Genomic DNA, 25,436 nt, shown 5'->3' with positions numbered 1-25,436 from the left:
TAAAGATTTGAAAGGTCTACACTAGTTAAGCTGTCACAACCATAAAACATAAATCTAACATCGGCCCCACTATCACGAACACAAAAATTAGTTAAATTAACACTCTCTAAACATGCTTTCCATATTCGTCACTTTGGATGTATCTAAATTCTGTAAGCCAACAATCTCTTTTAAATTTTCCAAATCCGCAAATAAAGACGATGAATCTTCGTTAGCAACCACATCTTGATCCAAAATAATTTTAGTGATTTCTTTGTTATAAGATCCACCAGGTATATCTTTAAATTCATCTGACCCACTAATACCACCAGACCCTAAAGTTCCCGCGTGAAAAGTCAGTACATAATCATCACCATCTTGGGTATAATCCCACTTGCTAGTGCCCCAAGTTCCTTGCGCTAACGGTGCATTCGTGGCTGGAGCTGCATCACTATCGGTAACGGTATTGTCTACATTGGTAGTCGTTGTACCAGTCATATCACTATTGGTAGTATTAGTATTTGTTTCGTCATTTGAAACAACATTCGCGTTATCATCAGAATTCACCGACGTATCCGTACTTGCTTCTGCAGGTGCAGTTGTTGTATTTGATACATCACTATTCACCGAATCTGTTGTTGCTGTTTGTTGATCAGAACTAACATTATTGTCGGAATTATTCTCTGCCGCAGATTGTTCGGTATCCGGAGCCGTTTTAACCAACGCTGTATTGGCATCTGCATTTTCTTGTTCAGTCGTATCCGCATGAATGACTTGTTGGCTCAAGACCACGCCACAAACTAACCCCATAAAAGTCCCCATTGTGCGCACTGTTAATTCCTTACCATTCATTATCTTACTCCCCCTCATAAATAGACTATTAGTTGCGGTCCAAGTGATAGTTCCTGTCATATTCCTCTTTAGGCCCATGTCATCCTTTGGCACATGCAAGACTAGTCCATCTTTAGAATCACCATCAAATATAGACTCTTCATTTGATAGCGGCAAACTGTCAGATCCCTTCTGATAGAAAAGCAAATTCTTTAAATCATCTCCATCTTCTCTAGCAGACAATGTCACATGTTGCGCAGACGAATAATTATTGGTTAATTCCACAGAATCCTTACAGTCTGAATAAATTGTGCGCTCTTTATGCAACAATTGCGTTTCAAAACTCAAACTCTTTGGTACTTTCAATGCCAAATCCGGATCTTCAATTGTGTAACTCTTTTCTGGCGTCTTGGCTAATTCTTGCAATTGTCCGTAGTCTAAAACTACTGACAAACTATCTGGCGCCAAATCTAACGTACTACCATTTGGACCCGTAATCGTCACATTTTGTATTACCGTGAAAGTCGTTCCAGCCGGAATCTGTCCGTTTGCAAAACCAAAATCACTCTCACTCAATTGATAGTTTCCATCTAGGCTGACATCTTTAACTACTTTAGTATCAGAACCTGAAGCGTTAATCGTGATTTTAGAATCCAAGGCTAAACTTCCCGTTACAGAACCCAAACTCAATTGCACTTTAGACATTGCTTGTTGTTCAACTGGTGTAAAAGTACTAATCAATTTGTTATTACCACAGGCAATATTGCCTGAATAATTAGTCTTCTTTAACTTTTTAATGCCATCATATTTGGGATAAGACAAAACTTGATAATTATAAATCACATCCTTATCCTTGGCACTTTTACCGGGATATTGATTGGGCGTTGCCCGGTTTCATATCATCATATGTCGGGTAATTAGGATATTCCGTAGCATTAGGAGAAATAGCTTGACTATCCGCACCCGTCTTCAACAATGGCGGATCCATCAGATTATGTATCGGGTCCGTATTAGAATCAGTTTGATCATTCGTTAGTATGCCATTATTCAGCGTATCCTATGGTACCTGAATACTAGTCGCTTGCACATATGTAATTGATCCAATTAATAATAAACCAAACACCAAATTTCTTAAAATAACACTGATACCCCTAAACATTACTTTTAATATCTCCTTAACATCATTAAGCTCCCTATTCACTAGATAGGTTCAAAATATTACTTAATACATTCTACATTTTACTACCAATTAAAAAATTGTGAATATTCAACATAAATGTTGATTTATCAGTATTCATAATTGCTAAAGATAGCAACATTTTAGATAATAAATTTAAAAGAATATTGCATGTTATTGATATTTAATTATTTTTATATAATAAAATTATTAAATATCGTCCAAGATATTAAAAAGCACAATTCATTATTATAATATGTAATCCAAATTATAATAATAAACTGTGTTTTTACTTAAATTATCTTTAAATTTATCCCTTAGCTTCAAACCAAGTCCGACCAGCAGCTGACTCGACTTTCAACGGGACATCCAGTGTGACTGCTGAATCCATCACTTTGGGAACTAATTGTGCCAAAATCTCAATTTCTTCTTGAGGTGCTTCAAAGATTAACTCATCGTGAACTTGTAGTAACATGCGTGCCTGTAAATGCTGTTCTTTCAGTTGTTGTTCCATATTAATCATCGCAATTTTGATAATATCCGCCGCACTGCCTTGAATCGGCGTATTCATCGCCGTCCGTTCCGCAAAGGAGCGCACTGGAAAACTCCGTGCATGAATATCAGGCAAATAACGCCGCCGATGCATAATTGTTTCAACATAACCATCTTCACGCGCTTTTTTAACCATTTCGTTCATATACTCTTCCACTTTAGGATATTGATCAAAGTAAGAATTGATGAATTCGGCCGCTTCCTTGCGTGAAATACCAATATTTTTGGCTAAACCGTAATCACTAATGCCGTAGACAATTCCAAAATTCGTTGCCTTGGCTTTGCGACGCATATTAGGTGTCACTTCATCAACACTATGCAAGTTAAAAATTTTCATCGCCGTGTGCGCGTGAATATCATAATCTTCCCGAAAGGCCTGCTGCATATTATCATCACCGGACAAATGCGCTAACACTCGTAACTCAATCTGCGAATAATCACTGGAAAACAGTTGCCAACCAGCTTGTTGCGGCACAAAAGCCTTACGAATATCGCGACCTTCATCACGAGCTGGGATATTCTGTAAATTCGGATCTACCGATGACAAGCGACCCGTTTGAGTTAAAGTCTGTAAATAGCGCGTATGCACCCGACAATCGGGCGCAATCGCTTTGAGCAAGCCTAGTACATAAGTTGATTGAATCTTAGCAACTTGCCGATAATTCAAAATATCATCAACAATGGGCGCTTGATCGCGCAATTTTTCCAAAACTTCCATTGATGTTGAATAACCAGTTTTCGTCTTTTTCAACGGTTTCAGACCCATTTTGTCAAATAGAATCTCGCTTAATTGCTTAGAAGAATTGATATTGAATTTTTGACCAGCCTTTTCATAAATAGCCGCTTCCAGAGCGGCCAAGCGGCCACTCAAATCATTTTGCATCGTCCGTAATACGTTAGTATCAACTTTGACCCCATCAATTTCCATCTGCGCCAAAACATGCGACAACGGCAGTTCGATTTCATCAAATAATTGATCTTGATCATGCTTTTTCAAAGCCTCTGGTAAACTTTTTTGCAAATAATTCAAAGCCGCAACCTTGTTGGCCAAATGCTCCTGCAAGCGCTCGGTCGGCGGCACTGCTACATGCGCGCCCTTACCATAGACTTCCATATCCGGCAATAAATTGCTATAACCATACGATTGCGCAATCAGCCCCAGATCATTGGTATTATCATTTACATCAACTAAATATGAAGCCAATAATGCATCAAACGTGGCCCCTTTGAATAAAATTCCATAACGATTCAAGGTCACCAAATCACATTTTAAGTCAAACACATATTTGACAGCCTGTTCATCAGCTAACCATTGCTTAGTGAAATCATCCAACAAAATATCATCATGATCCGCAACTAGAATGGTTTCCTCATTGCCAACTGCCACGCCAATAATCGGTTCTGTGTGATAATCGGCGCCCAACATCTCAATGACCACACTCAAAGGCTGTTGTTTTTGAACCAATTCTTTCAAAGCAGTCACCGTTAGCGGTTGATAATCCACTTTTGCACGGGCTTCTGCAGGATGGGGATCCAACGGCACATCCATTTGATTCAAAAACGAACGAAAATTCAGCTTTCGATAAAACGCAATTAATTGCTCGCGTTGATCGCCATCATAATGTAACTCATTGAGCTGAATGGTTACAGGCGCTTGACAATTAATTTCCGCCAATTGTTTACATAAGAACGCCATATCCTTATCTTCAATTAAATGATCTTTGAGTCGACTGGGCTTCATCTCACCTAAATTGGCATACAAATTTTCTATAGAGCCATATTGATGAAGCAACTTTAAAGCGGTGATTTTACCAACTTTAGAAACTCCAGGATAATGGTCCGAAGTGTCCCCCATCAAACCTTTTAAGTCAATTAACTGACGCGGTGTGATATCCATTTCTTCTTTAAAAGATTCTGGCGTATAAAATTCCAAATCCGAAACACCTTTGACAGTTAACGCAACAGTTACTCGGTCATCCGCCAATTGAGTCAAATCATGATCGCCTGTCACAATAACGACTTCATAACCTTGCTGTTTAGCTTGTGTCGCCATCGTGCCAATAATATCATCTGCTTCATAATTAGCTAACTCGTAAGACTTAATTCCTCGTGCCGTCAATAACTCCTTAATGTACGGCAATTGCTCGCGAAACTCATCTGGCGTGGTCGGCCGATCCCCCTTATATTGGGGATACATTTTCGTGCGAAAAGTGACTTTCCCCGCATCAAACGCCACCAACATATCCGTCGGATTAGCTTTATTCAAAATTAAATTTAGCATGCTATTGAAAGCATAGATTGCATTGGTGTGCAAACCTTCCGGCGTTTTAAATTTGTCTAACACATTGTGCATCGCGAAAAAAGCCCGAAACGCAATACTATTTCCGTCGACTAATACCAATCTTTTTGTAGTCATTATCATACCTCGTTTTTGAACTAATTTAATTTTAACAAAATCTCACAGAAATAAAATAATCATACAAAAAATCAAACCCTAACTCCAAAAAACTGATCTTCCAGCATCCAGCCAAAAGATCAGTTTCCATTTAACGTTGCTTCAATTGTTGTTCATAAGCTGTTTCATATTTTTGAATATCACCTGCACCCATGAAAATCACGACAGCATCATGATAATCTAGTAAAGTGCCGAAATCCGTTTGCGTAATGACTTCACCACCATGCGCTAGTTGCTGGCCCAAATCAGCACTCGAAATTTGACCCTGCTGCTCGCGAATTGAACCAAAAATCTCCGTTAAGAAGACTTGATCAGCTAAATTCAAACTCGTAATAAAGCCTGGTAACAATGCTTGCAAACGACTATAAGTGTGCGGCTGAAAGACAACAAGAATCTTTTTATCAGGATACTGCTGGCGCGCAGCATCAATTGTGGCCTTGATTTCTGAAGGATGATGCGCATAATCATCAATCAAAATCATATCTGCGACCTGCTTTTCGCTATAACGACGCTTCACACCGGAAAAGGTCTGCAATTCATGTTGAACTTCAGACATCGCAATTTGCTCTAGATAACTGACCCCAATTACCGCCAACGTATTCAAAATATTATGTTGACCAAACATTGGAATCTCAAACCGCCCCAAACTTTGCTGATGGTGCAACACTTCAAAACTAGAACCCGTCGTTGTCCGTTTGATTCCTACCGCTTGAAAATCGTCTCCATCATTCAAACCGTAGTAATACAATTTGGTTCCTTGTGGCGGCGTAATTTTTTGCAAGAGCGGATCATCACCCCAAGCAAAAATGGCTTTTTGAACCTGATTAGCCTCGGTTTGAAACGCATCAAAAACATCATCAATATCTGTAAAATAATCAGGGTGATCAAAGTCAATATTGGTCATGATTAAATAATCCGGTGCATAATCCAAAAAATGGCGCCGATATTCATCTGCTTCAAAGACGAAAAATTGACTCTCGGCAATCCCCTTACCGGTACCATCACCAATTAAATAACTAGTAGGTGCAATACCTTCTAATACATGTGCCAACAAGCCCGTGGTACTAGTTTTGCCATGCGCACCAGCCACACCAATCGAAGTATATTTTTGAACCAACTGCCCCACTAATTGCGGATAAGTCAGCATTGGCAAATTGAGCTTTTTAGCTTGTGCAATTTCCGAATTATCATCACCAAAAGCATTGCCTGCCACAATCGTTAACCCAGCATGAATATTATCCGCGGCAAAAGCTGTAATCTTGATGCCAGCTTGTTCCAAACCTGTTTGGGTAAATGTCTGTTTCGTAATATCAGAGCCTTGCACGGGAAAACCCAGATCATGCAAAATTAAAGCTAAAGCGCTCATTCCTGTACCCTTAATACCCACAAAATGATACTGCGTTTTTTCCATTTGCTTCCCTCTTTTTACATTATTAATAAAGTTGGTTTAAAGCAGCAAAATCTAACGGTGAACCAACAGTTGTTTGGTCATCTAATACCAAAATACCGCGTTTTTGTGGAGCATTTTTTAATTGTAATTCTCTTGGCGCGCAAACCATGCCCTCACTTGGCACACCACGTAAAACACCTGAATAAATAATTTTACCATCGGGCATCATCGCACCTACTTTAGCCACAGCCACGATCTGCCCAACTTCAATATTTGGTGCCCCACAGACAATCTGCACTGTTTGCGCTTGATCTAATTCAATTTGACAAATATGCAAATGATCGGAATCTGGATGAGGCTGCATTTTCTTAACCAAGCCTGCGACAAAATACTGTGTTGGATCAAATTGTAATTGTTGGTCAAAACCAGCCGCTTGTAAAGCATCATTTAAAACGGTAATTTGCGGCGCTGTTAAATGAACTTGCCCACTACCTTCGGGATCTAACTGCAAATTGGGAACGATTTCCAAAAAATTATAGCCAATCACTTGATTTTGATCATCCAAAATTTGAACAATCTGCTCCTTCTGAATTACTGTTTGGGTCGTTGTATCTGCTCCCAATGTGATTAATAATGCGTTACCTAAGACCGAAGGATTGTAAACACTTATCTGCAAACTCTTCACCATATCTTTCTAAAATTATTCCGTTTAATTATTTTGGTAATGAATCAAGAAAACTTTCTACTTGTGCCTTAGTCTTGCGATCTTTATTCACCAAACGACCAATTTCTTGTCCATCCTTAAATGCTACAAAACTAGGAATACCCATAATACCTAACTCTTTTGCTAAATCCAAAAATTGATCCCGATCAACTTGAATAAACTGATAATCCGGGTAATCCTGTTCGATTGCTGGCATCTCTGGTTCGATAAATTTACAATCAGGGCACCAATCTGCCTCAAAAAATAAAATATATTTACCCGATTTCGTTAATTCTGAAATCTTGGTTGTTGCTTGATCTTCAAGCTTTTGCACCTTTCATCAATTCCTTTCTACTCTATCTTCTATCTTACAAACTAAAAAAATGTTGTCAATTACCCACTTTATCCAAATATAATGATAAAATAAAGTATAAAGACATAGGAGGTTGTTTTTATGAGCTTTAAAGGACTGGTTAAGTCAACTCTTATTGCTTCAACTGCTGTAGCAGCTGCAGGCGCTGGTGCAGTTTACTTAATGCATCAAATTGACAGTAAACAAGTAATTGAACGCATTAAAACAAATTTAGGTTCCGATACTACCATTATCACAACTTGGGTGGAACCAATGTTCCAAAAAGTAAACGTTGATGGTGCTGACATTTGGGCCTTAGTCGGCGGCGTGACCGTTATACAAGATGGCGAAGAAGCTCAATATCACTTCATCGCTTCAGCTTTAACAAGTCAATTATTAGACATTCAACGTGTCTAAGCAAGTTTAATCGTAATAAAAAACTGATTTTCGAAAGTTTAACTTTTGGAGATCAGTTTTTTGTATGGCTTTAAGCTGAAAAATGGGCTGCCAAATAATAAATTCGTTGACCCTTGCCCGCAAATTTTTCCTCATATTCCGTCAAGATATTCGTCGCTTGCAACTCACTGGCATGTAAATCTAAGCTAACTTGTTCTAATTGCATTCCAAAATCAGTTAAACTTACTAATGAATATTCAAATAAACCTTGATTATCTGTTTTAAATTCAAGTTGACCTTTGGGAGGCAAAACCTGTTGATATAATTTCAAAAAATTTGGTGAAGTTAACCGTCTTTTCGTGTGTTTTGATTTTGGCCAAGGATCAGAAAAATTCAAATAGATTTTAGCAATTTCCCCTGGTTTAAATAATTCCGTTAACTTTTGGCCATTATCAATCAAAATTTGTAAGTTGGGTAATTTTGCCGCAACTTGCTTGTGGAGAATCATTGCTGCAGCAGCTGTTTGCAACTCCATCGCAATAAAATTATGATCAGGATTCTGGTGGGCTTTTTCGATAATAAACTGCCCTTTCCCAGAACCCAATTCTAATTCTAATGGCTGAACTTTGTTAAAACGCTGCTGCCAATGACCGGCCATATTAAGTGGACGATCTAAAATAGCCTCTGGGTGAGCTTGGATTAAATCTTTTGCCCAAGGTTTATTCCGTAATCGCATAATTTAAAATTCCTATCTCTCAATTTTTTGTAACTGGTGCGGTAAATACAGTAGCAAGCAGATGGTTACTAATAAACTCAAACCACCACTAATAAAGGTAATCGAACTCAAATGATAGACTAAAACTAACACTAACACGTCTAAGAACCATTGAACGACTAAAATAACTGTTAATAATTGTACAAAGCTATGCTGCTTTTGAACAGATGTTAATGGATAAATCTGAAATAGCACGTTCGTATCATAACTTTTATACAATGGTATCAACTGAAATTCAACTAAATACAAAAATAACGACGCAATCACAGTAATAAGCCAAACATTTTTCAAAAAGGCAATTAGTAATAAACTCAAAACTGTTAACCGTAAAAATAAACTGCTGTACTCGGTATTGCGAACAAAACCACGCGCAAATAAATACAAACTTGTTTGTGTTTGCTTAGTTGAAATCGGCTTAAAGAACACATCTAAGAATCGATAACGACGCACCTTACTAGACATCCCGGGCACGTCAGTAAATAAATTGTAGAAACGTTTAATTTGGTAACTCCGTTGCTGTTCTTGTTGGACCAGATAATTCCAATTTAATAATCGCTGGTTCATTAAAGTCGATAATTGATAAAAGCTGGCGAGACATAAAATGACCGCTAAGACAATGCCTAGAATTCGATTGATATAAACCGTTATTCCCAAAGTTACCAGCAAACTTACTAAACTTTCTCCTAACAATTGTCCCCGTTGTGTCACATAAAAACTGGCTAACCGATTATTGATCACGCCAATTTCTAATACTAACGTCACTACAGCCACGGCTAATACATCAAGAGCCTGAAAACCAGCACCTCGTGCCCAAAAGGGTGTCAATAAAAAATTGCCGATACACAAACCCAACAAGGGCAAAATCAGACTGTAATTACGTGCATGAAGCAAATACTGCTTGAGCTCTTGTTCTTTCGGCAGTAAAAAAGTGGTATCTGCTGGTTGCATCAAAGTCGCTACTTGAAACCAGAGTGCCAAAATAATTAATACAATAATCGCCACAGGTTGCGTCCACCAAGTATGTGGTGCTAAATGCGTCAAAGCTTTGGAATACCAAAAACCTAACGCCCCAATCATAAAAATGATCGCAATAATAAAATACTCATTAAATACTAACCTTAAAAATTTACTTTGTTCCTTTAAATGACGCTCTAGTCGGCTTTGCCATAAGTCTTTCATCAATCCTAGGCCTCCTTGGACATCCGCAAATAAAGGTCATTTAAATTATCATCTTGCGCACCAAATTGTTCCTTAATTTGTGGCAACGTTCCTTGCGCCCGCACTTGCCCATGATTCAACAAAATAAACCGATCCGCACTTTGTTCAGCGTTTGCCAAAATATGCGTCGACATCAATACTGCCGCCCCTGCTTGTTTTTTGGCTTGCACCAAATCTAACAAATCTTGCACCGCTAAGGGATCTAATCCAGTAAATGGTTCATCTACAATGAATAATTTAGCCTGCGTGATAAACGCGCAAACAATCATAACTTTTTGCTTCATCCCTTTAGAAAAATTAATCGGAAACCAATTTAATTTATCATCCAAGCGAAAAGTCTGCAATAATTGATGGGCTTGCTGCCAAGTCGCTTGTTCATCCAAATTATAAGCCATCATCGTTAATTCTAAATGTTCCTTCAAAGTCAGTTCCGGATATAAAACTGGCAATTCGGGCACGTATGCAATCTGACTGCGGTAAGCGGTAATATCTTGCTTTAAATCAATGTCATCCAGTTTAATTTGACCTTGCTGAGGCTGCAGTAAGCCAATAATATGTTTAATCGTGGTGGATTTACCAGCACCATTCAGCCCGATAAGCCCGACTGTTTCGCCATTTTGGACTGTAAAACTCTCATCTTTAATGACTGGCAAGCGTCCATAACCTCCAGTTAAATGATCTACTACTAAAGTCATAAAAAATCTAACCTACTCTCTGTTATTACATTGTATTTATGATAGCATGAAATTAGTCGTTATTGTTTTTTTATTATTAAGGAGGAAAAGATGAAGCAAAACAACTCAGATTGTGTTTTTTGTAAAATCATTGCTGGCGAGATTCCCAGTTACACTGTCTATGAAGATGATATTGTGAAAGCTTTCTTAGATATCTCCCAAGTGACACCGGGCCACGTCTTAATGGTACCCAAAACACATCTACCAAATATTTTCGCTTACACGAGTGAACAAGCAGGTGAAGTATTTAGTCGCCTACCTAAAGTTGCGAATGCAATCAAAGCATTCGATTCTAATATTCAAGGAATGAATATTTGCATTAATAATGGCGAACTGGCGTATCAATCAGTGTTTCATTCCCATATTCATTTAATTCCGCGGTATACTGAAAGTGATGGCTTTGCCTTAACATTCGCTGATAACACGGATCAATATGAGGCAGCACAATTGCAGCAATTAGCCGATCAAATCAAAGCAAATATTGGAGATTAGTTATGAAGAGTTTTACTTATGGTTTACTAACGGGTACGGGCTTGATCTTAGGCGGCCGTAAATTTATTAAACAACAGACCCCTAGAATCAACAATATCAAAAATCTGCTTTTTCAAACGCAACAGCTCAAAGAAGAAGTCACCACCGAAGTAGTACCTTGGATTAAAGATATGTCCCAGACGATTCAACAACAAAGCCGTTCCCTAATGGATGAGGCACAAGAACTAAAGCAACAATTAAATCAGTTCAAACAAGATTTGCCAGATTAAAATATGATTTTTTCATGAATTTAGAATTATTAATATAGGAAAATATTGCTAAATATGGTATCTTGGTAAGTGTTATCTTATTCGAGATAAAATTAGATTGGATGTGTTAAAGGATTATGTCGAAAAAGTTCAGTAGAATTGTCTTGACGTTAGCAGCTTTCTTATCCATTACTTTGGTAGCTGGATGTTCAAGCAATAAAGCAGTCGTAACTATGAAGGGTGGCAAAATCACTCAGGAACAACTTTATCAAAAGATGAAGAAATCTCAAGCCGGTCAACAACAGTTACAACAAATGGTAATTGCTCAAGCTTTGAAATCACAATACGGCAAAGATGTTAGTGATAAAGAAGTTAACAAAGAATTCAACCAATACAAAAATAAGTATGGTTCCCAATTCAAAACTTTATTACAACAAAATGGTATGGATGCCGCTGATTTTAAGGATACAATTCGGACTCAATTGTTAACGAAAGTTGCAATCCGTAAGGAAACTAAGATTACCAATGCTCAACTAAAGAAACAGTGGAAGAAGTACACTCCTAAAATCACTGCTCAACACATCTTGGTTAAAGATGAATCCACCGCAAAAGATGTTATTAAGCAATTAGATAACGGTGCTAGTTTTGACAAGTTAGCTAAAAAGTATTCAACCGATAGCGGTACAAAGAATAAGGGTGGCAAACTACCAGCCTTTAACAATGACGATACTTCATTAGATCCTAACTTCAAAAAGGCTGCTTTGAAGTTGAAGCAAGGTCAATATACTAAAGATCCTGTTAAATCTTCATACGGTTACCACGTCATCAAGATGGACAAGCGTCCTGCCAAGGGTACGATGAAGTCTCATGAACAAACTTTGAAGAATCAAATTTATGCTTCACGCATGAACGATTCTGTTACAATGCAAAAAGTTGTTGCTAAGGTTTTGAAGAAGTCTGACATTTCAATTAAAGATAATGATTTGAAAGATGTTTTATCAGGATTCTTAGGTTCAAACAAAGCTAATAAAAATAACAATGCTAAATCTGCTGCAAGTTCTAGCAAATAATTATTATCGTTTCAAAAAAATCACCTACTAAATTCTAAATTTTAGTAGGTGATTTTTTATGACTTCAAACTCATCAAGATTTATTTCAAGTATGCACGCGTGTAATCATCTTCCCCCACAGGATGTCGCAACACTCCCTGCAATTTGGGGTTAACCAAATGGCTTTCAACCATTTGATATAGCGGGATCACCGGCATTGATTCATTCAACCGTGCCTGCATTTGACGAAGCGTTTGCCAATAAGCTTGCTGATTATTACTACTATCCAGAATAGCCTTTTGGTATAACTGATCAAATTGATCATCATGATATTTGCCATAATTTTGTGGATTATCACTGTTTAAAATTCCCATAAAACTAATTGGATCAGCAAAGTCAGCTAGCCACAGTGTTTGTGATAAATTGAATTGACCACTACGCGTTTCACTGGATGCTGTTTTATCAGGGACATTACGAATCTGGACTTTAACACCTGGCAAATTATGCTGTAACTCATCTTGCAAAAATTCGGCGACATTCTTTGTAATTGTCTGATCGTCACCCAATACTTTTAATGTTAATTTCTTCGGTAAATTAGCTTCTTGCCGACCTTCATCCCACAATGTTCGAGCCTGTTTCACATTATAAGTCTGTTGTGGTGTCGTTTCTTGCGCAAAATCTTTCTTTGTAGTTGGATCAATTGACAGATCTTTGGCGGTATAAGTCGAAGCCGGCAAGGAACCATCTGCCAAAATATTTTTGGTTAAAGCTTGACGATCAATGGCCAAATTGATTGCCTGACGCATTTTGGCATTCGCCAATGGTTGATTATTGCGAACGTTCACACGTAAATAATAATTGCCAGCCTTTTTCTCATGGATTAAATTTTTAGATCCTTGCAGCTCTTTAGCCGTTACACCTGTAATCGTTGCATCATCCAATTTATTTTGACTAAATAATTCATGCGCTGTATTCGCATCTTTGACGACTAAATACTTAATTTTATTTAAATGAATCTGTTTCTTATCATAATAATATTTATTTCGCATTAAAACCCAACTATCGTTATCCCCCGTCCATTTCGTCACCTTAAACGGGCCATTGTAATACAAATACTTGGATTGTGTGCCATAATGCGATTTAAATTTTTTCAAAGCTGTGCGATTTTGTGGAAAGAATGCTGGCATAACCATCATTTTATTAAAATATGGCATCGGGTGCTCTAATTGGACTTGCAAAGTGTGTTTGTCCAATGCCTTAACTCCCAATTTCCGTGGAGCCTTTTGGCCCTTAGAAATAGCATCAGCATTTTGGATTCCTGAAAAAATGTAATTATAGCCAGATTGAGCTTTAGACGAAACAGAACGCCGCCAAGCGGTAACAAAATCTTGGGCCACCACCGGTTCCCCATTACTCCATTTAGCATTTTTTCGCAAAGAAAAAGTATACGTTTTGCCTTGATTTGTTGGTTGAACCACTTTGGTTGCCATAGCCGCCTGTGGTTGGTTATGTTTGTCCGCCCGATATAAGCCTTCCATTGAATTTTCTAACGTATTCCAAGTTGGTAAATCGGCGTGTTGTGAAGTATCTAACGATAGCAAATCACTAGTTTGCATCAAATTAAGCTGCTGTGCTGACCCGCTGTTATTTTTTGATTGGCATCCTGTTAATAATAACGCAAGCGTACCCAACAAAAACCACAATTTAGTTTTCATGAGTAGTACCTTCTTTCAAATTAACTTGCGGATTCTGCTCCACATCCTGCAAAAATTGAGCCAATGTTTGAAAGAATGCCTGCGGATTATCCACGCTATGACAATGACCCCCATCTGGTGTCAACACTAATCGTGAATTAGGTAAAACTTGATGCATTCTGTGAGCTGCAGCCAGTGGCATCGTATCATATTCGCCAAAAGTCAATAATGTTGGTACCTTAATTTGCGCTAAATCACCTCTGCGATCCCAATTCTTCAATGTGCCCGTCATTACAAACTCATTATTTCCCTGGAAATAATTGTAGACACTAGTTGCACTCGTCGCTACGGTATGCCGTCCACTATTTTCAGGATGACGCATGACGTATTTTTTATACAAGCGCTGAACCAATTCGTTATACTCTGGATCGTCAAAACGTTGCTGCTGTTCAACTTCTCGCATGTAATCCACCATAGCTGGCGCAAACATCTGCTCCCGTAAATGATTAATATTAGTGATATATTCAGGAATGTTGTCAATCATGCTCATTAAGACTAATCCCTTAAGATATTTTGAATACTTCAAAGCATATTCTTGCGCCAAAACGCCGCCCCATGAATGACCTAATAAATAAAAATGATCCAAACCTAATTGCTGGCGGACTTCCTCTAATTCGGATAAATAATAATCAATTGTCAAATACTTCCGATTACCTGGATCATTAAAATCTGGTTGATCTGAATAAAATGATCCCAATTGATCGTACATTGAAACTTGGACTTGCACGTCAGCCAATTTTTCCCCATAATTTTCAAATTCTTCATGATTGGAACCTGGACCACCATGAACACACAATAGTCGAATCGGTCCTGAACCAACTGTTCGTGTAAACAAATGAAAACCATTCCTAAGCGTTATAATCTTACTACCATTCATTATGATTGATCCTCCCATTTTTAATTTGTGATAATAAAAAACCCCTTTTCAAAGATTAAATCTTTGAAAAGGGTGCAAAATACACGGTACCACCTTGTCTTTAACTCCAACTGTAAACTAAATTTACAAGCAGACGACAATAACGGAGTCACCGATAAACTTACTTTCAGACTAAAACTCCAAAGTGATCTTCAACTAAAACCAATATTCCTGCTCACACCAAACCAGGTTCGCTGTATACCAATTTTTAGTCTACTAACTTCTTCGCATATTTTTAATTTACTATCATTTAAATTTAATGAAGATGGTAAATCTATAATCAAGAAATGTCAACCATAATTTACAAATAATTAAGATCATAAACATCTTAAACCTTTATCCGCTTTCATTAATGAAATCTCCTGATAATCATTACTATTGGTAACAATAACAAATGTAGCTGGATCAAAACCTGCTTTTTTAATAGATTGTAAATCAAATTTAATTAACAGTTGACCTGCTTGAACAATATCACCTTGTTGAACACACGCAACAAAATATTTTCCATTTAGTTTGACCGTATCAATTCCAATATGAATCATTACATTCAAGCCTTGATTGGAAATAATACCAATAGCATGTTTAGTCTTAAACAACATGGAAACAACACCATTCACTGGTGCAAAAACTTCACCAGCTGTTGGATAAATTACCATTCCTTGTCCCATTGAACCAGAAGCAAAAGCTGGATCAGGAGCTTCAATTAAATCTGCCACAGTTCCATCTAGTAGTTGTAAAATAGTTTCATCAGTTATTTTTTGAGCATTACCTAAGGAATCCACTTTAACAGCGTTATCATTTTTTTTCATCTATGCCTAAAACTAGTGTCACAGCCATTCCAACAGTAAAACAGACTAATAAACCAATAAGATAGTAAGCGAATGTCTTACCAATAAAAGCTGGTAAAGTAGTTAAACCACCAAAAACAAATGCAAACGATTTAACATGCATCCCCGCAATAAATGAACCACCTACTGCACCGCCAGCAATCGCACCAATTAACGGTTTTTTATATTTAACTCCAACACCGTAAATGGCTGGTTCTGTAATTCCAGCAAAAAAGATCGACAAAAGTGATGAAATCGTGTAAGCTTTCATTTTTTGATTCTTAGTTTTAAAAAAGGTTCCTAACGTAGCTCCCGCCATTCCAAAATTAGCAGCAGACGTCAACGGCACGATATAGTCAAAACCAAAACGACTCACATTTTGAATCATTACCGGATTAACAGCCCACTGCAATCCAAAAATCACAAATACATTCCATGCGCCACCTACCAAAGCTCCTGCAATCCAGCCATTCGTATTCATCAAAAAATTAATTGCGTCAGAAATCCACTCACCAACATACACACCGAAGGGACCAAAAATTCCAGCTGTTAAAGGCACCATGATAAATAGTGAAATTAACGGTACAAATAACAATTGTACATTTTCAGGAATAATTTTTTTCAAATACCGTTCCAGATATGATAGACACCAGATGGCCAAAATTGCCGGAATAACTGTCGAAGTATATTGCATCATCACAATGGGCAAACCAAGAAAATGAGTGATAGTACCATTTCCATGATTTCCCATCATTTGGGTAAATTCTGGCATAATTAAGGCACCCATAACCGCCGCAGCAACATATTTATTGGTTTTAAATTTTTCTGCGGAAGTAATTGCCAATAGGATAGGTAAAAAATAAAATACAGCCGTTGAAGAAACCGTCAAAATGTGATAAGTTCCCGATGTTTTAGATAACCAACCGAATTGTGTCAACAACAAAACTAAACCTCTTAAAACTCCGGAACCTGCCAATAAGGGTAATAGTGGTGTAAAAATACCTGAAACCACATCTAAAAATGTAGATACGAGGCCTTTTTTCGATTTATGATCTTTATCAGTAGTTTGAGCTGATTCTGTACTTAAATCCGTGTCAATCAGCAATTCATCATAAACTTTTCCCACAGCAGGTCCAATAATAACCTGAAACTGTCCGCCATTTTCTACCACACTGATCACACCGTCTAATTGTTCAATTTTATCTTTGTTATCCTGTGCAACTTGATCATTTTTTAAAAGCATACGCAAGCGCGTCGCACAATGAGAAATACCAGTAATATTTTCTTCGCCGCCCACTAATTTCAGAATTTTCTTACCCAACGATTCTTTATCCATCGGTGTTTCCTACTTTCTTATTTTTTGAGTAAACGTTTTCTCAAAAGAAAGCGTATCACAATTGATATTTCATGTCAAACCATTTAAAAAAGCGTATTCTAGTAAATAAAAGTCGTATTTGACTTCTAATCAAACGACTGGTACACTTCTTCTTTGAACAAACGTTTTCTCAAATATTTAATATAAGTGTGGTCCTCATCACATATTTAGTCTGGCTTACACTAAATGTTACTGATCTGAAGAATATCATGAGCCGGCTCATCAGAGGGAATAGTCAATTTTGACTAAAACTGGATTTATTGTCAGTCCATTGGCAAGCTTATACGAATATTATGAAACAGTTAAAAGGAGATAAATTAAAATGAAAATTGCATTTGGATCTGACCACGTTGGTTACGAGTTAAAACCTACTCTAATTAAGTATGTTCAAGAATTAGGCTATGAAACCTACGATTTCGGAACTTATTCCAAGCAAAGAACCGATTACCCTATTTATGGCAAAAAGGTTGGTGAAGTAGTCGCGCGTGGCGATTACGATTTAGGCATTATTATCTGTGGAACTGGAGTCGGAATTTCTTTGGCCGCTAACAAGGTTCCCGGCATCAGAGCTGCCAGTGTTAGTGAACCTTACTCGGCTGCTTTATCACGGAGACATAATAATTCTAATATTCTGGCACTAGGTTCGAGAGTTATTGGTTCTGAAATGGCCAAATTGATTGTCAAAAGTTGGTTAGAATCCCAGTTTGAAGGTGGACGCCATCAACGAAGAATTGACGAACTAACTGCTGAAGATGAGCACAACGAAACAAAATTTGATAGAATTGTAAAAGATAATAGTGGTCAATATGATGATTAAATCTTGATTATATTAACCATTATTTATTTCCAAGTAACCATGATATGAGGAAGTAAACGAACTGATGACTAAAAAAATTTCTATTAAAGATATTGCCGCAATTAGTGGTGTTTCACCGGCAACTGTTTCACGCGTCATTAATAATAATGGCCGTTTTTCTGAGCAAACTCGTCAAAAAGTCACCAAAGTTATTGAAAAATACAATTATCAAACTAATACTCTGGCCAAAGGTTTGCGGATGCAAAAATCGAATACAATTGGCATTATTGTACCCGATTTGGCTAATACTTTTTTTTCAGCTCTAGTAGAAAAAATCGAAAATCAATTTTTTTCAAAAAATTATTCCACAATTATTTGTGATTCCAAGAGAAACATTACAAAAGAAATAGCCTATATTCAGATGCTTGAAGCTAAATCTGTCGACGGTTTGATCGTTATTTCTGGTCAAAAAATGTTTGATTCGTCAACTTTAAATCGAGCCGTGCCTGTCGTTTGCATTGATCGGAAACCAAGCAATAAAACCGATGCCTTTATTAGCTCCAACCATTATCAAGGTGCAGTGATTGCAACTCAAGCATTGCTCGAAGCTAAAACGCAACCAGTTTTGTTCAAAGTTCACGGTCAATCTTCTTCAATTAATGATCGAATTCAAGGTTTTAAGGATACGCTCCAACAGAATTTAACAACTGACTCCATCATTGATATTAGTGCAACCAATCAGGCTGGTTCGAATGAACGACGTTTAGAATTAAGGACTCAATTACGTAATTTAATGGGAAAACAGACTCTTCCTCTGGGTATTTTTGCATATAGTGACACTTTAGCGGCAGATTTAATCACTGCTGCCCGAGATCTTAATCTTAGTATTCCGGGTGATTTAAAAATTATTGGTTTTGATGATGCACCGATTGCTAAATATTGTTATCCGGAATTGACAACTATTCATCAAGACACTTCAAAAATTGCTTTGGCAGCTAGTCAACAACTAATTGATGCAATGCAAAACAATCGTCAAACAGCAGCCAACAATACCATTATTAATGTCCACTTAGTTAAGCGCGGAACCGTTTAACTTCTAGTTAGGCAAAAAAGCGTAGAAATCTAAAAATAATTTCTACGCTTTTTTGTCATCAGATAATTAATTTTAATCCAAATTGGCTGGTACATAAAAACGCCGATTGTCCAGACCAAATACTCGCTCACTAAATTGTCCGGGTTGAGCCTTAGCTTGAGCTTTCGTAATCATTGTAATCGTTGCATCTAGTTCATCCAAATCATGCAAAATTTCAGCTTCTAAAAGTTGCGGGCGCTTAGCTGAACCATACTCTAACAAGCCATGGTGCGCAATAATCATATGCCGCAATAGCACTACATCTTCAGCATTAGAATCTAATTTTAACTGTTGGCAAGCTGCGACAATTTCCCCATCCATAATGACCAAATGTCCCAGTAAATTGCCCTCAACAGTGTATTGCGTATTCACCGGTCCGCTCAATTCTGTCGTCTTCCCCAAATCGTGCAGAATTGTTCCCGCGATCAATAATGCTCGATTAACCTGCGAATATTGATCACAAACTGCATTGGCTAATTTGGCAATACTCAGCGTATGAAACGCCAAACCGCCTGTATAATCATGATGATTTTTTTTAGCAGCCGGAAACTCAAAGAATCCTTCATGATGTTGATTAATCAAATAACGCACGATTCGATTCCAGTGCGGTTGCGTAATTTCCAAAACTAATTCATTCATTTGATCCTGCAATTGCTGCTTAGTCAAAGGAGCGTGCTGAACAAATTGATCCAAAGTATAAGTATTGGGTGGAGCCAGTTTTAAATGATCAATTTTAACCTGCAAAGCGTTATTATAAGTTTCACATTGGCCATTTAACAAAACAATCTGGCCCGCCACAAAAGTCTTTGCATCTAAATCGCTAGCCTGCCAATACTTACCAGCAATTTTCCCCGAAGCATCCGCAAAAGTTAACGCCAAAAATTGTTTACCATTTTTAGCTTTACGGACATCCATTTGTTCAATCAATACAGGCATTTCTAAATGATCACCTGCTTGTAAATCAGCTAATCGTTTGGACATGAGCTCAACTCCTTAATTTAATTTACAAAAAAACGGCACCTCAAAGCGCCGCTAACTGCTTGAAGCCAGAATCAGAATTAACTATTATAAATATCCGCAATCGGCTTCGAAATAATTTTATTTAATTCTTCCATCATAGCATTAATTTTTTGTTCTTGTTGCATCAAATTTTGAACTGAATCAAACTTAGACAATTGACCTGACAAAGTCTGTAATTGTTTAAACTCATCATCCGTAATTTCTTGATTAGCCATTTGTTTTTGTTGTAATTTTTCCTGCATTTCTTGCATTTGTTGAAACATCTGATAAGCCATCGGATCAGCTTTCATTTGATTAAAGGCTGCTTGCAAACCCATCACTTCTTCAGATTGGCGTAAATCTTTTTCTAATTGATTTGCTGTATCGTAAACGTTCACCATGTTTTTCTCCTTCGTTATTGGCCCCAATGACCTTTAATTTGATTATACCATTGACTGACATTTTGTTTGGCATTATTAAAGTTATTTATGGTATCTTCAACTTTTTGCCGCAAATTGCCACTAAAGTTATGCGTCCATTTACCCGGCGAAGTCTGTTTTTTCCGCTGCACAATGGTCGAAGCATCATCAACTTTAAACGAAGTCTGTTTAGTTTCTGGTAAAATATTGGCCATTTCATTTTTAAACAGTGGCGCAACACCTTGTTCATTACTACCGGGAATAAAATGTTGGCGATCAGTTTTGTCAAAACCGACCCATGTAGCGACTACAATATCTGGCGTATAACCGACAATCCACTGATCTTTGGTCCCATTTCCATAATCTTGGGGAACTTCTGTCGAACCAGTCTTGCCCGCAACTTGATATCCAGTCGGCTTAGCGGTTGCTCCCGTACCTTGATTAAAAACATTTAACAACAAACTAGTCATGGTTTGTGCTGTCTTTTTACTCATAATTGGTCGCGAATTAGTTTGGTCATTTTGACCGACAACTGCGCCCGTAGCATCCACAATTTTCGTAATAAAATGCGTATTCGCCAAACGTCCGTTATTCGCAAATGCCGTATACGCCCGTGCCATTTGATAAGGTGTCACACCGGTTTGTAAACCGCCCAGTGCTAGCGCCAAATTTTGATCGCTCTTCGCCACTTTAATCCCAAAGTTTTCGACGGACGCCACACCTTTTTTGACACCAATTTTATCTAATAACGCCACTGCTGGGACATTTTCGCTTTTACTCAAAGCTTGATATAAAGGCAATTCTTGCGTATAGCTACCATCAGCATTGGTCGGCGTATAATGATTTTTCCCAAAACTTGTTACTTGATTTGGCAGCATTGAATCAATCTGATAACCATTTTCAATCGCTGGCGTATAGACCGCTAACGGCTTCATCGTTGATCCAGGCTGCCGTTTGGTCTGCGTCGCCCGATTCAACTCTCGAAAAACGTGTTGCCCTCGGCCACCGACAACCGCACTCACACCACCAGATTGCGGATCAATCGCAATAGAAGCACCTTGGGCATAAGTCGCATCACTATTACTGCGGGGAAAGAGCCAATCACGATCAAAACTAGTTTGCATCTTTTGTTGAATTGTCGGATCTAAACTAGTATAAATCTTGTAACCCTTATTCAAAATTTGATCTTCACTTAAATGATAACGACTTTCAGCTTCGGAAATTACCGCATCAAAATAAGACGGATAACGGTAACCATTCTGCTTTTGATAGCCATCCTGCAAACGTACCGCCGTTTTTTGTTCAGCTTTAGCTTGGGGCGTCGTTAACGAACGTGTCTGGACCATTAAATTCAAAATAAGATTGCGCCGTGATTTGGAATTATCAGGATGACGATAAGGATCATAAAAACTCGGATTCCGTAACATTGCCGCCAACGTGGCTGCCTGCGAGGGAGTCAAATCTTCCGCATTTTCTGCAAAATACTTTTTAGCTGCATCTTGAACGCCCCACACACCATTGCCAAAATAAGCATTATTCAGATACATTGACAAAATATCATGCTTACTGTAAACACGGTTGATTTCCACGGCTAAAAAGAATTCTTCCGCTTTGCGCGTGAAAGTTTGCTTTTGCGTTAACAAAGCATTCTTGGCCAACTGCTGTGTTAAAGTACTCCCACCACCCATAATTTGATGATAAAGCAACAAATTCAAGAAAGAGCGTGCGTAACCTTTCAAGCTAAAGCCATGGTTTGTCCAAAAAGTACGATCTTCAGTGGCAATTACCGCATTTTGCATATTTTTGGAAATCCGGTCTAAACTAACATATGTGCCTTTTTGAGAGTACAACGAACCCGCTTTTTGATTATTCTTGTCTATAATGGTGGTCGTTGTCTGCAATGAAGCCTTTAGATGATTTACGTTAGCTGTTTTGGCCTTAAACGTTAACACAGCACTAAAAACGAGAAAACAACTCAAAAAAATTAATAATAGCCAACGAAGGATGTGAAACCGTTTGGTAAAATAGTGAATAGCTTGCCAACTTTTTTGACAAAGTTTTTTGAACCAGGCAGCCCAATCAAATTGTTCATTATGTTTCATATATGTTCCTCAATAATAAATTTAAATTTCACCGTGGAGGGTTTAATTTGATCCTTGAACGACACTTAATTTTACAAAACATGCCCCAAGTAATGAATTTACGACAATTATTAACCAGCTGGTACTTACCTCGTAAATGGCAACACGAATTGCGCATTAATCGCTCAATTTTAGTGAACCGTCATTACCAATCATTCAATCAACTAGTCCATAACGGGGAGCAAATTGACTTGGCATTCGCGGCGCAAATTCATTCGCAAACTTATCAACCACATCGCCTTCCAAATTGTCCAATTATTTTTGAAAATCGTGATTTAATCATCGTCAACAAGCCCGCCGGCATCAAAACACACCCAAACCAACCGCATGAATCTCAAACTTTATTTAACCATTTAGCAGCGATTTTGCCAAGCGGACCACTTATGTTGCATCGCTTAGATAAAATGACCAGCGGTTTAATCATGGTTGGTAAGAATCCGCTGATTGTACCTATTATCGAACGTCAATTAGCCTTAAAACAACTCCAGCGAACTTATATAGCAGTGATTCCCTACCAAAAGCAAATGGACCCCCAGGGTACAATTGATTTCAACATCGGACGAGATCCAACAGATCAACGCAAACGTCAAATTGATCCAGCCGGAAAAAGTGCCATGACACATTATCAAATTATACAACACAACACTAGTTGGGCTTTAGTCAAATTACAATTAGAAACGGGACGCACACATCAATTACGTGTTCATCTGAAAGCTTTAGGAACACCAATTTTAGGTGACCCCTTGTACAGTTGCCAAACAGCCCCACGTTTATTTTTACACGCATATCAATTAACCTATCAACAACCTTTTACTTGGCAAATGCAAACTATCCAAACGACTATTCCGACTAGTTTCTTGGCACTGACACGTTAAAAAATTAAAAAGAGCTGAAAAATACTAGCTTTCAGCTCTTTTTATATCCGTTTTTACATTTCGTCAGGTGCTTGGACACCTAATAAAGCTAATGCTTCTGTCAACACAATTGCGACAGCTTGCACCAAATTCAACCGACTAGCTAATTGGTCATCTTCCACCAAAATCTTAGTATGTGCATAATAATGATTGAACGATTTAGCCAATTTTAAAGCATATTTAGCAATCAATGACGGTTCTTTTTGCCGCGCAGCTTGTTGAATAATTTCGGGAAAATGTGCCAAATTCATCACAATATTCCAAGCATTATCGTCTAGAGTTGCCGCATCAAACGCCGCGACCTGACCTTGATAATTAGCTTTGCGCAAAATACTCATCGCCCGTGCATGCGTGTATTGAACATACGGACCTGTTTCTCCTTCAAAACGCACTACTTCTTCTAACTGAAAATCAAAATTATCTGTCCGATTATTTTTTAAATCATGGAAAATCACCGCTCCAACGCCAACATCGTGAGCGACTTGCTCTTTATTTTTCAAATTTGGATTTTTCAAAGCAATTTGTTGCTGCGCCAATTCCACTGAATCGTGCAAAACATCTTCCAACAAAATCACACGACCCGCACGTGTGGATAATTTTTTACCACCCGAAGTGATTAAACCAAAACGAATATGCTCGATATCATTCGCCCAAGTATAACCTAACTTTGTTAACACAGCCTTCAGTTGCGCAAAATGCACACTTTGTTCGCTCCCCACAACATAAAAAGCCTTGTCAAAATCATATGTTTGCTTACGATAAATAGCCGCCGCCAAATCCCGGGTAATATACAAAGTGGCACCATCAGATTTTTTAATCATGGCTGGCGGCAATTGCTCCCCCAAATCCACAATTTTCGCACCTTGACTAGTTTCTAGCAAACCTTTGTCCGCTAACTCTTGAACCACCGCGTCCATTTTGTCATTGTAGAAAGCTTCACCTTTATAAGAATCAAAATTAATCCCCAACTCATCATACACTTTGGTAAAAGCTTTCAGTGACTCAGTTCGGAACCATTCCCACAAATGTGTTGCTTCGGAATCGCCATTTTCTAGTTTTTTGAACCATTCACGTGCTTCATCATCTAATTCTGGATGTTCCTTATCTAATTGATGAAATTTAACATAATATTTTTGTAAATTTGTGATCGGATCCGCTTTAACTTCGGCTTCGGAACCCCATTTTTTATAAGCAACCATCAATTTACCAAATTGTGTCCCCCAGTCGCCCAAATGATTGATCTTAACTGGTTGATAACCTAATTTGGCCAAAATATTTGCCAAAGAATTGCCAATCACTGTGGAACGCAAATGTCCCATCGACATCGGCTTAGCAATATTAGGTGATGACATATCCAAAACCATCGTTCGTCGTTGCCCTTGCGTCGTCGAACCGTAATCCTGTTGCTGCATTAAGATGGTTTGGATTGTTGTTTGAGCTACATCAAAACGCTGCAAAAAGAAGTTAATATAAGGTCCCTGAGCCTCTACCTTAGCAAAAGCACTAGCATCCAATTGCTCAACTAAATTTTGGGCAATTTGCACTGGTGCTTGATGCAATTGCTTCGCCAATTGAAAAGTTGGAAAGGCAAAATCGCCCATTTGCGAATTCTTAGGCACTTCAATCAAACTCAAAATTTGTTCAGCTGTCAAACCTAAATCCGTTAACACTGGTTGCAATGCTGTTTGTACGGCAACTTTTGCTTGTTGTATATCCATTAAATCCTCCACATTAAAAAAGTCCCTTCCATTGAAAATGAAAGAGACGAGTTAACCCGCGGTACCACTCTAATTGATTAGTAATCCACTTTTT

General features: G+C 38.0%; 23 protein-coding genes. 7 read left to right on the top strand and 16 right to left on the bottom strand.

What is annotated here, in order from left to right:
• Positions 1-96: 96 nt before the first annotated feature.
• The 5 genes from MOO45_RS03085 to MOO45_RS03065 form a co-directional block, all read right to left on the bottom strand.
• The gene (locus MOO45_RS03085; RefSeq protein WP_249514922.1) at positions 97-1,653 is read right to left on the bottom strand and encodes a hypothetical protein; all 1,557 of its coding nucleotides are present in this window, start codon (positions 1,651-1,653) and stop codon (positions 97-99) included.
• A gap of 644 nt (positions 1,654-2,297) precedes the next feature.
• Positions 2,298-4,955, bottom strand: a complete 2,658-nt coding sequence (polA, locus tag MOO45_RS03080) for a DNA polymerase I (RefSeq protein WP_249514921.1) — start codon at positions 4,953-4,955, stop codon at positions 2,298-2,300.
• 130 nt (positions 4,956-5,085) lie between these two features.
• Entirely contained in the window at positions 5,086-6,405 is a 1,320-nt protein-coding gene (murC, locus tag MOO45_RS03075; RefSeq protein WP_249514920.1) for a UDP-N-acetylmuramate--L-alanine ligase, read from the bottom strand.
• Positions 6,406-6,427: 22 nt separating this feature from the next.
• Positions 6,428-7,060, bottom strand: a complete 633-nt coding sequence (ytpR, locus tag MOO45_RS03070; protein ID WP_249514919.1) for a YtpR family tRNA-binding protein — start codon at positions 7,058-7,060, stop codon at positions 6,428-6,430.
• 37 nt (positions 7,061-7,097) lie between these two features.
• Positions 7,098-7,421: a thioredoxin family protein gene (locus tag MOO45_RS03065; protein WP_249514918.1), complete on the bottom strand. Its 324-nt coding sequence runs from the start codon at positions 7,419-7,421 to the stop codon at positions 7,098-7,100.
• Positions 7,422-7,541: 120 nt separating this feature from the next.
• Here MOO45_RS03065 and MOO45_RS03060 point away from each other — a divergent pair, with 120 nt between their 5' ends.
• Positions 7,542-7,856, top strand: coding sequence for a hypothetical protein (locus MOO45_RS03060; RefSeq protein ID WP_249514917.1), 315 nt, complete (start codon positions 7,542-7,544; stop codon positions 7,854-7,856).
• 70 nt (positions 7,857-7,926) lie between these two features.
• Here MOO45_RS03060 and trmB read toward each other — a convergent pair whose 3' ends face one another.
• From trmB to MOO45_RS03045, 3 genes are read right to left on the bottom strand one after another with little or no spacing between them, the layout of a single operon-like run.
• The gene (trmB, locus tag MOO45_RS03055) at positions 7,927-8,571 is read right to left on the bottom strand and encodes a tRNA (guanosine(46)-N7)-methyltransferase TrmB (RefSeq protein ID WP_249514916.1); all 645 of its coding nucleotides are present in this window, start codon (positions 8,569-8,571) and stop codon (positions 7,927-7,929) included.
• 12 nt (positions 8,572-8,583) lie between these two features.
• Entirely contained in the window at positions 8,584-9,789 is a 1,206-nt protein-coding gene (locus MOO45_RS03050) for an ABC transporter permease (protein WP_249515141.1), read from the bottom strand.
• A gap of 5 nt (positions 9,790-9,794) precedes the next feature.
• On the bottom strand, positions 9,795-10,523 hold the full coding sequence (locus MOO45_RS03045; protein WP_249514915.1) for an ABC transporter ATP-binding protein: 729 nt from the start codon (positions 10,521-10,523) through the stop codon (positions 9,795-9,797).
• Between the two features lie 90 nt (positions 10,524-10,613).
• On the opposite strand from MOO45_RS03045, the gene MOO45_RS03040 reads away from it, so the two are divergent.
• The 3 genes from MOO45_RS03040 to MOO45_RS03030 all read left to right on the top strand — a co-directional run bounded on the left by MOO45_RS03040 (position 10,614) and on the right by MOO45_RS03030 (position 12,372).
• Positions 10,614-11,054, top strand: coding sequence for an HIT family protein (locus MOO45_RS03040; RefSeq protein ID WP_249514914.1), 441 nt, complete (start codon positions 10,614-10,616; stop codon positions 11,052-11,054).
• Positions 11,055-11,056: 2 nt separating this feature from the next.
• Entirely contained in the window at positions 11,057-11,323 is a 267-nt protein-coding gene (locus tag MOO45_RS03035) for a hypothetical protein (RefSeq protein ID WP_249514913.1), read from the top strand.
• A gap of 116 nt (positions 11,324-11,439) precedes the next feature.
• Positions 11,440-12,372, top strand: coding sequence for a peptidylprolyl isomerase (locus tag MOO45_RS03030; RefSeq protein WP_249514912.1), 933 nt, complete (start codon positions 11,440-11,442; stop codon positions 12,370-12,372).
• 80 nt (positions 12,373-12,452) lie between these two features.
• Here the strand turns inward: MOO45_RS03030 and MOO45_RS03025 are convergent, their stop codons facing one another.
• The 4 genes from MOO45_RS03025 to MOO45_RS03010 form a co-directional block, all read right to left on the bottom strand.
• Entirely contained in the window at positions 12,453-14,066 is a 1,614-nt protein-coding gene (locus MOO45_RS03025; protein ID WP_249514911.1) for a peptide ABC transporter substrate-binding protein, read from the bottom strand.
• Positions 14,056-14,982 carry a proline iminopeptidase-family hydrolase gene (locus MOO45_RS03020; RefSeq protein WP_317619044.1) on the bottom strand — a complete coding sequence of 309 codons (927 nt, stop codon included), beginning with the start codon at positions 14,980-14,982 and terminating at the stop codon, positions 14,056-14,058. Before MOO45_RS03020 ends, MOO45_RS03025 begins: the two co-directional genes overlap by 11 nt.
• Positions 14,983-15,338: 356 nt before the next feature.
• Positions 15,339-15,830, bottom strand: coding sequence for a PTS sugar transporter subunit IIA (locus MOO45_RS03015; RefSeq protein WP_249514910.1), 492 nt, complete (start codon positions 15,828-15,830; stop codon positions 15,339-15,341).
• Complete coding sequence (locus MOO45_RS03010; RefSeq protein WP_249514909.1) at positions 15,817-17,184, bottom strand: PTS transporter subunit EIIC; 1,368 nt, start codon at positions 17,182-17,184, stop codon at positions 15,817-15,819. The genes MOO45_RS03015 and MOO45_RS03010 overlap by 14 nt, the downstream gene beginning before the upstream one ends.
• Before the next feature lie 361 nt (positions 17,185-17,545).
• Between MOO45_RS03010 and rpiB the strand changes: the two genes are divergently transcribed.
• Both rpiB and MOO45_RS03000 read left to right on the top strand, forming a co-directional pair.
• Positions 17,546-18,040, top strand: a complete 495-nt coding sequence (rpiB, locus tag MOO45_RS03005; RefSeq protein WP_249514908.1) for a ribose 5-phosphate isomerase B — start codon at positions 17,546-17,548, stop codon at positions 18,038-18,040.
• 64 nt (positions 18,041-18,104) lie between these two features.
• Positions 18,105-19,112, top strand: coding sequence for a LacI family DNA-binding transcriptional regulator (locus MOO45_RS03000; RefSeq protein ID WP_249514907.1), 1,008 nt, complete (start codon positions 18,105-18,107; stop codon positions 19,110-19,112).
• Between the two features lie 72 nt (positions 19,113-19,184).
• On the opposite strand, the gene MOO45_RS02995 is transcribed toward MOO45_RS03000, so the two are convergent.
• The 3 genes from MOO45_RS02995 to MOO45_RS02985 form a co-directional block, all read right to left on the bottom strand.
• Positions 19,185-20,132 (bottom strand): 3'-5' exoribonuclease YhaM family protein, encoded by a 948-nt coding sequence (locus MOO45_RS02995; protein WP_249514906.1) that lies wholly within the window; start codon positions 20,130-20,132, stop codon positions 19,185-19,187.
• A gap of 77 nt (positions 20,133-20,209) precedes the next feature.
• Positions 20,210-20,551, bottom strand: coding sequence for a YlbF family regulator (locus MOO45_RS02990; protein WP_249514905.1), 342 nt, complete (start codon positions 20,549-20,551; stop codon positions 20,210-20,212).
• 14 nt (positions 20,552-20,565) lie between these two features.
• The gene (locus tag MOO45_RS02985; RefSeq protein WP_249514904.1) at positions 20,566-22,671 is read right to left on the bottom strand and encodes a transglycosylase domain-containing protein; all 2,106 of its coding nucleotides are present in this window, start codon (positions 22,669-22,671) and stop codon (positions 20,566-20,568) included.
• Positions 22,672-22,718: 47 nt separating this feature from the next.
• Between MOO45_RS02985 and MOO45_RS02980 the strand changes: the two genes are divergently transcribed.
• Complete coding sequence (locus tag MOO45_RS02980) at positions 22,719-23,585, top strand: RluA family pseudouridine synthase (protein WP_249514903.1); 867 nt, start codon at positions 22,719-22,721, stop codon at positions 23,583-23,585.
• A gap of 53 nt (positions 23,586-23,638) precedes the next feature.
• Here the strand turns inward: MOO45_RS02980 and argS are convergent, their stop codons facing one another.
• Positions 23,639-25,342, bottom strand: a complete 1,704-nt coding sequence (gene argS / locus MOO45_RS02975) for an arginine--tRNA ligase (protein ID WP_249514902.1) — start codon at positions 25,340-25,342, stop codon at positions 23,639-23,641.
• Between the last annotated feature and the right edge of the window lie 94 nt (positions 25,343-25,436).

The organism is Bombilactobacillus folatiphilus (assembly GCF_023380265.1).
GTDB classification, from domain to species: domain Bacteria; phylum Bacillota; class Bacilli; order Lactobacillales; family Lactobacillaceae; genus Bombilactobacillus; species Bombilactobacillus folatiphilus.
The sequence above is the reverse complement of the archived record's forward strand: the minus strand, read 5'-3'. Positions and strand labels throughout refer to the sequence as shown.

Bases quoted from the DNA above. Each gene is read 5' to 3' on its own strand.
- MOO45_RS02995 (WP_249514906.1), bottom strand. From the start codon at position 20,132: ATGTCCAAACGATTAGCTGATTTACAAGCAGGTGATCATTTAGAAATG.
- MOO45_RS03000 (WP_249514907.1), top strand. From the start codon at position 18,105: ATGACTAAAAAAATTTCTATTAAAGATATTGCCGCAATTAGTGGTGTT.
- murC (WP_249514920.1), bottom strand. From the start codon at position 6,405: ATGGAAAAAACGCAGTATCATTTTGTGGGTATTAAGGGTACAGGAATG.
- MOO45_RS03030 (WP_249514912.1), top strand. From the start codon at position 11,440: ATGTCGAAAAAGTTCAGTAGAATTGTCTTGACGTTAGCAGCTTTCTTA.
- MOO45_RS03025 (WP_249514911.1), bottom strand. From the start codon at position 14,066: ATGAAAACTAAATTGTGGTTTTTGTTGGGTACGCTTGCGTTATTATTA.
- argS (WP_249514902.1), bottom strand. From the start codon at position 25,342: ATGGATATACAACAAGCAAAAGTTGCCGTACAAACAGCATTGCAACCA.
- polA (WP_249514921.1), bottom strand. From the start codon at position 4,955: ATGACTACAAAAAGATTGGTATTAGTCGACGGAAATAGTATTGCGTTT.
- MOO45_RS03015 (WP_249514910.1), bottom strand. From the start codon at position 15,830: ATGAAAAAAAATGATAACGCTGTTAAAGTGGATTCCTTAGGTAATGCT.
- MOO45_RS03050 (WP_249515141.1), bottom strand. From the start codon at position 9,789: ATGAAAGACTTATGGCAAAGCCGACTAGAGCGTCATTTAAAGGAACAA.
- MOO45_RS03045 (WP_249514915.1), bottom strand. From the start codon at position 10,523: ATGACTTTAGTAGTAGATCATTTAACTGGAGGTTATGGACGCTTGCCA.
- MOO45_RS03035 (WP_249514913.1), top strand. From the start codon at position 11,057: ATGAAGAGTTTTACTTATGGTTTACTAACGGGTACGGGCTTGATCTTA.
- MOO45_RS03010 (WP_249514909.1), bottom strand. From the start codon at position 17,184: ATGGATAAAGAATCGTTGGGTAAGAAAATTCTGAAATTAGTGGGCGGC.
- MOO45_RS03020 (WP_317619044.1), bottom strand. From the start codon at position 14,982: ATGAATGGTAGTAAGATTATAACGCTTAGGAATGGTTTTCATTTGTTT.
- MOO45_RS03040 (WP_249514914.1), top strand. From the start codon at position 10,614: ATGAAGCAAAACAACTCAGATTGTGTTTTTTGTAAAATCATTGCTGGC.
- trmB (WP_249514916.1), bottom strand. From the start codon at position 8,571: ATGCGATTACGGAATAAACCTTGGGCAAAAGATTTAATCCAAGCTCAC.
- MOO45_RS02985 (WP_249514904.1), bottom strand. From the start codon at position 22,671: ATGAAACATAATGAACAATTTGATTGGGCTGCCTGGTTCAAAAAACTT.
- MOO45_RS02990 (WP_249514905.1), bottom strand. From the start codon at position 20,551: ATGGTGAACGTTTACGATACAGCAAATCAATTAGAAAAAGATTTACGC.
- rpiB (WP_249514908.1), top strand. From the start codon at position 17,546: ATGAAAATTGCATTTGGATCTGACCACGTTGGTTACGAGTTAAAACCT.
- MOO45_RS03060 (WP_249514917.1), top strand. From the start codon at position 7,542: ATGAGCTTTAAAGGACTGGTTAAGTCAACTCTTATTGCTTCAACTGCT.